The following is a 10,224-nucleotide window of genomic DNA, read 5'->3' on the forward strand; positions in this document are numbered from 1 at the left end:
CAGCTCGTCATGGCCGGGCTTGACCCGGCCATCCACGTGCACCCACGATTGAGAAAAGGCGTGGATGCCCGGGTCAAGCCCGGGCATGACGACGGAGAGAATGGCACGAACATGACCCTCACCCCCACAGGCTTCCTCAGCATCGGCAACGCCAGCCTCGAATACAAATGGCTGGCGCCGCCGGCTGCCGACGCGCCGACCATCGTCATGCTGCATGAAGGCCTCGGCTCCGCCGGCCTCTGGGGCGACTTCCCGGAAAAACTGCGAGAGGCCACCGGCGCTGGCATCTTCGTCTACTCGCGCGCGGGCTATGGTCAGTCGAGTAAGGTCGCGCTGCCGCGGCCGCTCGACTATATGCAGCGCGAGGCGCTGGACGTGCTGCCGAAGGTCCTCGATGCGATTTCCTTCAAGCGTGGCCTCTTGCTCGGCCATTCCGATGGTGGCTCGATCGCGACGATTTATGCCGGCGCGCATCAGGATCATCGCCTGAACGGCCTCGTGCTGATGGCGCCGCACTTCATCGTCGAGGACATCTCGGTGGCATCGATCGCCGCGATCAAGACCGCCTTCGAGACCACCGATCTCAAGTCCAAGCTTTCGCGCTGGCACAAGGACGTCGACAACGCCTTCTATGGCTGGAATGACGCCTGGCTCGATCCGAAATTCCGCGACTGGGACATTTCCGAATATCTCGCCTATGTCCGCGTCCCCGTCATGGTCCTGCAAGGCGCGGACGACCAATATGGCACACTGCGTCAGGTCGAAATCGCGCAGCAAGAGTGCTATTGCCCGGTAGATCTGAAAATCATTTCAGGCGCGGGACATTCCCCGCATCGTGAAGCGCCGGGAGCGACGCTTGACGCGATTGAGCAATTTGCAAAAGCGGCCCTGCGCGACGATCAGGGACTTCCGGGACGCGCCGCATGATCTTGCGGAAGCGCATTCCCTGTGAATGCGCCGCCGAACGCAAGCGACCCGTTCCATGGCCGCAATGGGCCTATGTGCCCGGCGAGACCCGCGCTGGATGTCCAAGACCAATTGGATCGCGCTCAGTGCCATCGTGCAATCCCAATAGGGATCATGAAACAAAATGCATGTGACGGCCGTTAAAGGCTAGACACCTTCGAAAAGATGCATTATTGTGCATCTAACGCTACAGCTAAAACGCATAATCGAGCTTAGGGGTGGCCCATGGCCGCGGAAGATCGGCGCCTCGCAGGCGGCGCGACATTCATCGATTTCCAGACCGAGCCGTCCCGCTACCGGCACTGGAAGCTTGCGGTCGAAGGTGACGTCGCGACGCTGACCATGGATGTCGATGAGAACGGCGGCCTGTTCGAGGGCTATCTGCTCAAGCTCAATTCCTACGATCTCGGCGTCGACATCGAGCTTGCCGACGCGGTCCAGCGGCTGCGCTTCGAGCACCCCGAGGTGAAGGTCGTGGTGATGCGCTCAGCCAAGAACCGCGTGTTCTGCGCCGGCGCCAATATCCGAATGCTCGCGGGCTCAACCCACGCCCACAAGGTCAACTTCTGCAAGTTCACCAACGAGACGCGCAACGGCATGGAAGACTCGTCGGAAAATTCCGGCCAGCGCTTCATCACGGTGGTGAACGGCTCGGCGGCCGGCGGCGGCTACGAGCTGGCGCTCGCCACCGACCACATCATCCTTGCCGACGACGGTTCGTCCGCCGTTGCGCTGCCCGAAGTGCCGCTGCTCGCGGTGCTGCCCGGTACCGGCGGCCTCACGCGCGTCGTCGACAAGCGCAAGGTCCGCCGCGATCACGCCGATTTCTTCTGCACCATCGAAGAAGGCGTCAAGGGCAAGCGCGCCGTGCAATGGCGGCTCGTCGACGAGATCGCGCCGAACAGCAAGCTCGAAGGCAAGGTTGCCGAGCGCGCCAGAGAATTCGCCGACGCCTCAAAGCGCAAGGGCAGCGGCAAGGGCATCGCGCTGACGCCGCTCAAGCGCATCATCGACGAGACCAGCCTGCGCTATGGCTTTGTCAGCGTCGATATCGATCGCGCCGCGCGCATCGCCACCATCTCGATTAAGGCGCCGGAGGCGGCACCACCCGCCGATATCGACGGCATGATGGCGCAGGGGGCTTCGTTCTGGCCACTCCAGGTCGCGCGCGAGCTCGATGACGCGATCCTGCATCTACGCATCAACGAGCTCGAGATCGCGATGCTTGTGTTCAAGAGCCATGGCGACCGTGCCCATGTGCTCGCCAACGACGCCTTCCTTGAGACCAATACCAATAAGGCGCACTGGCTGGTCAACGAAATCAGGCACTATTGGAAGCGCGTGTTGAAGCGCATCGACGTCACCTCGCGCACGCTGGTGACGCTGGTCGAGCCCGGCTCCTGCTTTGCCGGCACACTGGCCGAGCTCGTCTTTGCCGCCGACCGCTCCTACATGTTGATCGGCACGCGCCAGGGCGACAACCGTCCGCCGCCGTCGATCGAACTCTCCGCCATGAACTTCGGTCCGTATCCGATGAGCCACGGCCTGACGCGGCTGGAATCGCGCTTCCAGGCCGATCCGTCCGACGTCGCGCGCGCGGAAGCCACCATGGGCACCGCGCTCGACGCCGAGCAGGCCGAGGAGCTCGGCCTCGTCACCTTCGCGCTCGACGATATCGACTGGGACGATGAGGTCCGCGTGTTCCTCGAGGAGCGCGCGAGCTTTTCGCCCGACAGCCTCACCGGCATGGAAGCGAGCCTGCGCTTCGTCGGTCCGGAGACGATGGAATCGAAAATTTTCTCGCGCCTCACCGCATGGCAGAACTGGATTTTCCAGCGCCCGAACGCGGTCGGCGAGGAAGGCGCGTTGCGCCGCTACGGCAGCGGCCAGAAGCCGAAATTCGATATGACGAGGGTGTAGCCACATTTGCCGCGTCATGGCCGGGAAAAAGCGCGAAGCGCGTCTTCGCGCTAGATGTCCCGGCCATCCACGTCCTTCTCAGCAGGCAAGAACGTGGATGCCCGGCACAAGGCCGGGCATGACGGAAAGAAATCCAAGGAGCACGGCCATGAACATGAACATCATGAACGTCGACTACTCGACCAAGATTCCGAACAACGTCAATCTCGCCGAAGACCGCCAGGTGCTGAAGGCGCTGGAGGGCTGGCATCCCGGGTACATGGATTGGTGGAGCGACATGGGGCCGGAAGGTTTTCAGGAGTCGCTGGTGTACCTTCGCACCGCGTACTCTGTCGATCCGCGCGGCTGGGCCAAGTTCGATTACGTGCGCATGCCCGACTATCGCTGGGGCATTCTGCTTGCGCCCCAGGAAGAGAATCGCGTCGTGCCGTTCGGCGAGCATTTCGGCGAGCCGGCCTGGCAGGAAGTCCCCGGCGAATATCGCGCCATGCTGCGCCGCCTGATCGTGATCCAGGGCGACACCGAGCCGGCCTCCGTCGAGCAGCAGCGCCATCTCGGCAAGACCGCGCCTTCGCTCTACGACATGCGCAATCTGTTCCAGGTCAATGTCGAGGAAGGTCGTCATCTCTGGGCGATGGTCTACCTGCTGCAAAAATATTTCGGCCGCGACGGCCGCGAGGAAGCCGATGATTTGCTGCGCCGTCGCTCCGGCGATGCCGACGCGCCGCGCATGCTCGGCGCCTTCAACGAGGCGACGCCGGACTGGCTGTCCTTCTTCATGTTCACCTACTTCACCGATCGCGACGGCAAGATGCAGCTGCACTCGCTGGCGCAGTCCGGCTTCGATCCCTTGTCGCGCACCTGCCGCTTCATGCTGACCGAGGAAGCGCACCACATGTTCGTCGGCGAGACCGGCATTACCCGCGTCGTGCAGCGCACCTGCGACGCGATGCGCGAAGCCGGCATCATCGATCCGACCGACATCGCGAAGGTCCGCGCGCTCGGCGTGATCGACCTGCCGACGATCCAGAAGAAGCTGAACCTGCACTATACGCTGTCGCTTGATCTCTTCGGCTCGGAGGTCTCGACCAACGCGGCGAACGCCTTCAACACCGGCATCAAGGGCCGCTATCACGAGACTCAGATCGAGGACGATCACCAGCTCAAGAACGCGACTTATCCGGTACTGAAGTTCATCGACGGCGAGATCAAGCTTGTGGACGAGCCGGCGCTGACCGCGCTCAACATGCGCCTGCGCGACGATTACAGCCAGGATTGCGTCAAGGGCATGCTGCGCTGGAACAAGGTGATCTCGACCGCGGGCTATCAGTTTCAGCTCAAACTGCCCAACGTCGCCTTCCATCGCCACATCGGCGAGTTCAAGGGCATGCACGCCACACCCGACGGCCTCCTGATCGACGATGCGACCTGGGCCAGGCGCAAGGACGAGTGGCTGCCTTCGACTGCCGACGGCGACTTCATCGCCTCGCTGATGCAGCCCGTCACCGAGACCGCCAAGTTCGCCTCATGGATCGCGCCGCCGAAAGTCGGCATCGACAACAAGCCCGGTGATTTCGAGTATGTGAAGATCGAGTCGTAGGCTTCTTCACCTCTCCCCGCTTGCGGGGAGAGGACGGATTGCATCGCAGATGCAATCCGGGTGAGGGGGTACAGGTCTCACGTCGATCTTATGTGTGGAGAGAGGCCCCTCACCCCAACCCTCTCCCCGCAAGAGCGGGGCGAGGGAGCGCACCGTTCGCGCCGCGAGCAGCGCGAAGCGCCTCCTCAGCTATCCCACCCGCTCCCCTTGATGCCGGGGTTGGCATAGACAATCCCGCCATCCACCGCGATGGTCGCACCGACCACATAATCTCCCGCGCGAGAGGCGAGATAAATCGCCGCGCCCGCCATGTCCTCGTCGGTGCCGATGCGGCCTGCGGGCACGCGGGTCGAGACCTCGTCGGCATGGTCGCGCGCGGCGCGGTTCATGTCGGATTTGAACGGGCCCGGCGCGATCGCGGTGACCACGACATGGTCGCCGATCAGCTTCACCGCCATGCGCCGCGTCAAATGGATCAGGCCAGCCTTGCTCGCCGCGTAGGAGTAGGTCTCGCCCGGATTGACGAAGATGCCGTCGATCGAAGCGATGTTGATCACCTTCGCCGGCCGCTCTGCCGAGGCCGCCGCGCGCAGCGTGGGCGCCAGCGCTTTGGTCAGGAAGAATGGCGCCTTGACGTTGAGGTTCATCACCTTGTCCCAGCCGCTCTCCGGAAACTCGTCGAACTCCGCGCCCCAGGCCGCGCCCGCATTGTTGACGAGGATGTCGAGCTTTGGCTCGCGCTTGCTGAATTCGCTCGCCAGCAGCTCGGCGCCGGCGAGCGTCGAGATGTCGATCGGTAGCGCGATGCATTCGCCGCCGTACTGCGCGGAGAGCTCCTTGGCCGTCTCTTCGCACGGGCCCGCCTTGCGTGCGGTGATGTAGACTTTCGCGGCGCCGGCACTGAGAAACCCCGCCGCGATCATCTTGCCGATACCGCGCGAGCCGCCCGTCACCAGCGCGACGCGGCCTTTGAGCGAGAACAGATCGTTGAACATGGTGCCTCCCTTGTTTGCGCCGTTTTGGGCGCGGGCGGGAGCGGAGTCAATCTTGTCCTTGTCCCGGACAAGCGCAGCTCCCGGCAACGCGCAGCGTTGTCAGAGCGGAGCGCAGATCCGGGACCCATAGCGACAACAAGGTGTTTGGCGGAGACACTTGGTTCGGTACGTCTATCGATCACAATCGATGGATTCCGCGGTATGGGCCCGGATCTGCGCTGACGCATGTCCGGGACGACAGCGGAGAATGTGGTCTACGCCGCCGCGATCCGGCGGAAGCCGTTCCACATCGCGGTTGCAGCGCCCGAGGTCAGGATCGGCAGGATGCGCGTGTCCTGGTAATTGCCGTTGAGCGAGACGCGCGGCAGCGCGGTCATGTGGCCGGCGTTCTCGGCGAACAGCATGCCCGGGCGCGTCGTCACCGCGGTCTTGAAGCCGGCGGCTACCGCGAGTGCGAATTCGCGCCCGCCCGCGGCCTCGCGGTCGCCATAGGGATAGGCGAAGTGCAGCACGGGACGCTCCAGCGCATGCTCGATCCGGGCGCGGCTCACCGCCATCTCCTGCGCGGCGATCTCCTCGCTCTGCCTGGCGAGATTGCAATGGCTGATGGTGTGCGCGCCGATCGTGACCAGCGGATCGGCGGAGAGCTGCTTCACCTCGTCCCAGGACAGGCAGAGGCCGCGGCACAGTGCGGCGATGTCGACGCCGTATCTGGCACAGAGCGCTTCGATCTCACGCTTGAGGTCGCGCTCGCCCGGCAGTGCGCGCAGCCAGTCGTGCAGGCGGTCGAACGTCGCCTGCTTTGCCGCGGGTGACGTCGCATCGAGCCGCAGCGCGGCGTTGCCGATCTGGACGTCGATCTGTCCGGCCTTGGCAATGACGGCCTCCAGCGCGATCCACCACAGCCGTCCGGTGCCCTCGGCAAAATCGCTCGCGACATAGACGGCCAAGGGCGCGTCAAATTCGCGCAGAACCGGCAGCGCATAGTCGAGATTGTCGCGGTAACCATCGTCGAGGGTGAAGGCGGCGAAGCGGCGATCGAACCGGCCCTGCACCAGCCGCTCATGCAGCTCGTCCATGCTGACGATGTCGATCTCGCGCGAACGCAAATGGCTCAGGGTGGCGCGCAGGAAGTCGGGGGCGACTTCGAGATGCCGGTTCGGCTGGAACACAGTCTCGCGGGCCGGCCGCACGTGGTGCAGCATGAAAATGGCGCCGACGCCCGACAAAAGCGGGCGCAACAGGTGGTGCGCCCCGCTGAAATAGAGTGCTCCCAGCCCGGCGCGGATGACGTTGTTACGGAGTTGTTTCATGACCGGCTGGCGGACTCTGGCATTCCATTTTCAACTTACGGAAGAACCCTTGAAGAAAAAGTTATTCCAATTGTCCACGCATGGCCTTCGGAAGGGCACCATTTCCGGTTTGACAGCCCGCCAAGGGTTTGTTTTGTCTCCGGTTCCAGAGTTCGGGTCGTCGAATGCACAAGCTTTTCAGGTGGGCCAGCAAATGGTGGCCAGGGCTGATCCCCCTGGCCGTCATGTGGGGATTTGCGGCCTGGAATAATACCTTGCCGGTCGAGGTGGACCTGTCCGCCCGCAGTTCGGCGGCGCTCAAGGATACCGTTCTGGACAAGACCCGAATCGCCGTGGATGGCCGGGACGTCAGCCTGGCCGCGGAGGCCTTTTCCGAGGAGGGGCGCCGCGACGCCGTGATGGCGGTCGAGCTCGTCCCGGGCGTGCGCCTGGTCGACGACCGGACCCGCCTTGTTCCCGAAGCAAAGCCCTTCGTCTGGAACGCCGAGCGTGACGTGGTGCGGGTGACGCTGTCTGGCTCCGCGCCGCTGCCGTCGATGAAGGCGCGGCTGACCGAGGCGGCGCGCAGGGAAGTCAACGGGGCCGAGGTCGCCGATCAGATGGGCCTGGCGCGCGGCGCGCCGCCGCGCTTCGAGGCCGCCGCGATGCTGCTGCTCGACCAGATCGGCAAGCTCAAGGACGGCAAGATCACCATAACAGACACCAAGGTCAATCTGTCAGGCATGGCGCGCGATCTCGGCGGCCGTGAGGCGATTGCAGCCGCGCTCAAACACCTGCCGGAGGGGTTTTCGATCGCCGCCAACGAGGTCAAGGCGCCGCCTTACATCTTCCAGGCCTACAAGGATCCGGTTGCCGCGACCGTGACGCTGACCGGCTACGTACCCGACAACAACGTGCATGCGGCGATCGCAACCAGCGCGTCGCGCAAATTCTTCACCGAAAAGGTCGTCGACAATCTCAAGGCCAGCATCGGCGCGCCCGGCTCCTTCAATACTGCCGTGGTTGCAGCCCTCGGCGCGCTGTCGCGGCTGTCGACCGGCACGCTCGTGGTGTCTGATCGCGAGGTGAAGCTGTCGGGCGATGCGCTCTACGAGGGGGCCACCAACGAGATCCGCGCCGGCCTGGGCAAGGACTTTCCGAAGAACTGGCAGTACAAGCCGGAGATCACGGTGAAGCCTGCGGCGGGCCCGGTCGACGGCACGGTCTGCCAGCAATTGTTCTCGGAGCTGCTGAACAAGGGCAAGATCCGCTTCGAGCCGAAGCGCGCCAACATTGATCTGGATTCCGCAGGAATCCTCGATCATCTGATCGAGACTGCGCTGCGCTGCCCCACCACCAATATCGAGGTCGCAGGCCATACCGATGCCGATGGTGAGGACGCGTTCAACCAGGCTCTCTCGGAGAAGCGCGCGCAGGCGGTGATCGACTATCTGGTCAAAGCCGGTCTGCTCGCCACCCGCTTCACCGCCGTCGGCCATGGCGCCACGCAGCCCCTCGCCGGCAATGACACCGACGAAGGCAAGGCGCAGAACCGCCGCATCGAATTTCTGGTGAGGTGACGATGCCCTATCTCGTCTCGTTCCATCTGGGTTGGCTGATCGGTTCGCTGCTGCTGGGTTTTTGCATGGGCTGGATCTCGGTGGTCCAGCGCGGCAACGGCACCTCGAAGGTGACCGCGCGCTGGCTCGCCGTGCTTGCCGCCGCCGTGGTCGCGGCCTCGTTCGCGCATGTGGTCCCCGGCCGCTTCGGCTACTGGCTCGATCTCGGGCTGATCATGTTCGCCTGCTACTTCGTCGGCTGCATCATCGGCGCCTGGCTGCGCGACCGGGTGGTGTCACGCACCGCGCCGCCTGCCGCTCTGTGATGTTGCCGTGCACTCTGGCTGCTGGGCTCAGGGCCCGGCTGCGCGGCCTTTCGGCACATCGGAAAACCATGAACTACAGCTCCGACGGCCCCCTCTTTCAACAGGCAGGCGCAGACCATAGATTGACGTCGGCTTAAGCCGTGACGGAACATTGTGCGATCGAAATCATCAAAACTTCATGGCCCCTGCGCAGGATTGCCATGGAGATTCGCGTCAGTCTTGCCGCCGAAAGCGCCAAACCGTGCATCCGGAGCCCACAACCCTGCCTAAAATATTGAAGGCACGAGTTTTTGTCCGAATTGCCGAATTCCACTCCGCCCCGAAACGCGCTAGTGGAGGGGCAGGGGGCATGCGCGATGCCGGAGCCGGCGGCAAGGATTCGCCGGGTGCCTGGGTGTCGTCCGCCCGTCCGCCGGCCACCCTGGCCGCTGAAGCGTTGTTCGAGGTCTAGATGCTGGAAGCCATACGCAGGGCGATGACGTTTCTGCGCCAGAAGCAGGTCCTGCATAAGCTTGGCGTTGTGATCAGCATCGCGGTCATCGGCATCGCTTGCTATGTGCTCTACCACATGCTGCGCGGCATCGACGTCAACGAGGTCCTCGAAGCGATCAAGAGCACCGAGCCGAGCCAGATTGCGATGGCGGCGCTGTTCGTGGCCGCGGGCTATTTCACCCTGACCTTCTATGATCTGTTCGCCGTGCGTGCGATCGGCCATGCCCATGTGCCCTACCGCATCAACGCGCTCGCCGCCTTCACCAGCTATTCGATCGGCCACAATGTCGGCGCCAGCGTCTTCACTGGCGGTGCGGTGCGCTACCGCATCTATTCGGCCTATGGCCTGAACGCGATCGACGTCGCAAAGATCTGTTTCCTCGCCGGCCTGACCTTCTGGCTCGGCAATGCCGCCGTGCTCGGCCTCGGCATCTCCTACCATCCGGAAGCCGCGGCGGCGATCGACCAGCTTCCGCCCTGGCTGAACCGGATGCTGGCGATGATGATCATCGTGGGGCTGGTCGCCTATGTGGTCTGGGTCTGGACCCAGCCCCGGATGGTCGGCCGCGGGCCCTGGACCGTGGTGCTGCCGGGCGGTCCGCTGACGCTGCTCCAGATCGCGATCGGCATCATCGATCTCGGCTTCTGCGCGCTCGCGATGTACGTGCTGGTTCCGGACGAGCCCAATCTCGGCTTCGTCGTGGTCGCGGTGATCTTCGTCTCGGCGACGCTGCTCGGTTTTGCCAGCCATTCGCCAGGAGGGCTCGGCGTGTTCGACGCCGCCATGCTGGTCGGCCTCTGGCAGATGGACCGCGAGGAACTGCTGGGTGGCATGCTCCTGTTCCGCGTTCTCTACTATCTCTCCCCCTTCGTCATATCTGTAATCTTGCTGACGTTTCGCGAGGTTATCATTGGCGCTCGATCGAAGCGCCTGCAGCAGGCGGCGCTCAAGCTCGACCCCGGCCCGGCGCGTGAAGCCGCCTATGTGAGAGAGCGCAGCGACAGCGGCGCCTGACCGGCGCATCCCCTTTAGGAGAAGCCCGCCCCCGATGGCGATCGACGCCCCATCTTCTC

8 protein-coding genes are annotated in these 10,224 nt (G+C 63.9%); 6 read left to right on the forward strand and 2 right to left on the reverse strand.

The genetic code is table 11. From position 1 onward, the window contains the following. Positions 1 to 111 precede the first annotated feature (111 nt). The 3 genes from IVA80_RS36810 (at position 112) to boxB (ending at position 4,486) form a co-directional block, all read left to right on the forward strand. Positions 112 to 927, forward strand: a complete 816-nt coding sequence (locus IVA80_RS36810; protein WP_247440008.1) for an alpha/beta hydrolase — start codon at positions 112 to 114, stop codon at positions 925 to 927. 264 nt (positions 928 to 1,191) lie between these two features. Beyond that, the gene (gene boxC / locus IVA80_RS36815; protein ID WP_247440009.1) at positions 1,192 to 2,886 is read left to right on the forward strand and encodes a 2,3-epoxybenzoyl-CoA dihydrolase; all 1,695 of its coding nucleotides are present in this window, start codon (positions 1,192 to 1,194) and stop codon (positions 2,884 to 2,886) included. 148 nt (positions 2,887 to 3,034) lie between these two features. Continuing rightward, positions 3,035 to 4,486, forward strand: a complete 1,452-nt coding sequence (gene boxB / locus IVA80_RS36820; protein ID WP_247440010.1) for a benzoyl-CoA 2,3-epoxidase subunit BoxB — start codon at positions 3,035 to 3,037, stop codon at positions 4,484 to 4,486. A gap of 185 nt (positions 4,487 to 4,671) precedes the next feature. On the opposite strand, the gene IVA80_RS36825 is transcribed toward boxB, so the two are convergent. Together IVA80_RS36825 and IVA80_RS36830 are read right to left on the reverse strand one after the other, a co-directional pair. Beyond that, positions 4,672 to 5,481 carry an SDR family oxidoreductase gene (locus tag IVA80_RS36825; protein WP_247440011.1) on the reverse strand — a complete coding sequence of 270 codons (810 nt, stop codon included), beginning with the start codon at positions 5,479 to 5,481 and terminating at the stop codon, positions 4,672 to 4,674. Positions 5,482 to 5,735: 254 nt separating this feature from the next. Next, complete coding sequence (locus tag IVA80_RS36830) at positions 5,736 to 6,794, reverse strand: polysaccharide deacetylase family protein (protein WP_247440012.1); 1,059 nt, start codon at positions 6,792 to 6,794, stop codon at positions 5,736 to 5,738. A 164-nt stretch (positions 6,795 to 6,958) separates the two neighbouring features. Here IVA80_RS36830 and IVA80_RS36835 point away from each other — a divergent pair, with 164 nt between their 5' ends. The 3 genes from IVA80_RS36835 (at position 6,959) to IVA80_RS36845 (ending at position 10,165) form a co-directional block, all read left to right on the forward strand. After that, on the forward strand, positions 6,959 to 8,353 hold the full coding sequence (locus tag IVA80_RS36835; RefSeq protein ID WP_247440013.1) for an OmpA family protein: 1,395 nt from the start codon (positions 6,959 to 6,961) through the stop codon (positions 8,351 to 8,353). A 2-nt stretch (positions 8,354 to 8,355) separates the two neighbouring features. Next, positions 8,356 to 8,658: a hypothetical protein gene (locus IVA80_RS36840; protein ID WP_247440014.1), complete on the forward strand. Its 303-nt coding sequence runs from the start codon at positions 8,356 to 8,358 to the stop codon at positions 8,656 to 8,658. A gap of 451 nt (positions 8,659 to 9,109) precedes the next feature. Beyond that, positions 9,110 to 10,165 (forward strand): lysylphosphatidylglycerol synthase domain-containing protein, encoded by a 1,056-nt coding sequence (locus IVA80_RS36845; RefSeq protein ID WP_247440015.1) that lies wholly within the window; start codon positions 9,110 to 9,112, stop codon positions 10,163 to 10,165. Positions 10,166 to 10,224 lie beyond the last annotated feature (59 nt).

The sequence above is a fragment of the Bradyrhizobium sp. 139 genome (assembly GCF_023074175.1).
Lineage (GTDB): Bacteria > Pseudomonadota > Alphaproteobacteria > Rhizobiales > Xanthobacteraceae > Bradyrhizobium.

Coding starts and splice junctions, on each gene's coding strand:
- IVA80_RS36845 (WP_247440015.1), top strand. CDS start 9,110: ATGCTGGAAGCCATACGCAGGGCGATGACGTTTCTGCGCCAGAAGCAG.
- IVA80_RS36830 (WP_247440012.1), bottom strand. CDS start 6,794: ATGAAACAACTCCGTAACAACGTCATCCGCGCCGGGCTGGGAGCACTC.
- boxB (WP_247440010.1), top strand. CDS start 3,035: ATGAACATGAACATCATGAACGTCGACTACTCGACCAAGATTCCGAAC.
- IVA80_RS36825 (WP_247440011.1), bottom strand. CDS start 5,481: ATGTTCAACGATCTGTTCTCGCTCAAAGGCCGCGTCGCGCTGGTGACG.
- IVA80_RS36810 (WP_247440008.1), top strand. CDS start 112: ATGACCCTCACCCCCACAGGCTTCCTCAGCATCGGCAACGCCAGCCTC.
- IVA80_RS36840 (WP_247440014.1), top strand. CDS start 8,356: ATGCCCTATCTCGTCTCGTTCCATCTGGGTTGGCTGATCGGTTCGCTG.
- IVA80_RS36835 (WP_247440013.1), top strand. CDS start 6,959: ATGCACAAGCTTTTCAGGTGGGCCAGCAAATGGTGGCCAGGGCTGATC.
- boxC (WP_247440009.1), top strand. CDS start 1,192: ATGGCCGCGGAAGATCGGCGCCTCGCAGGCGGCGCGACATTCATCGAT.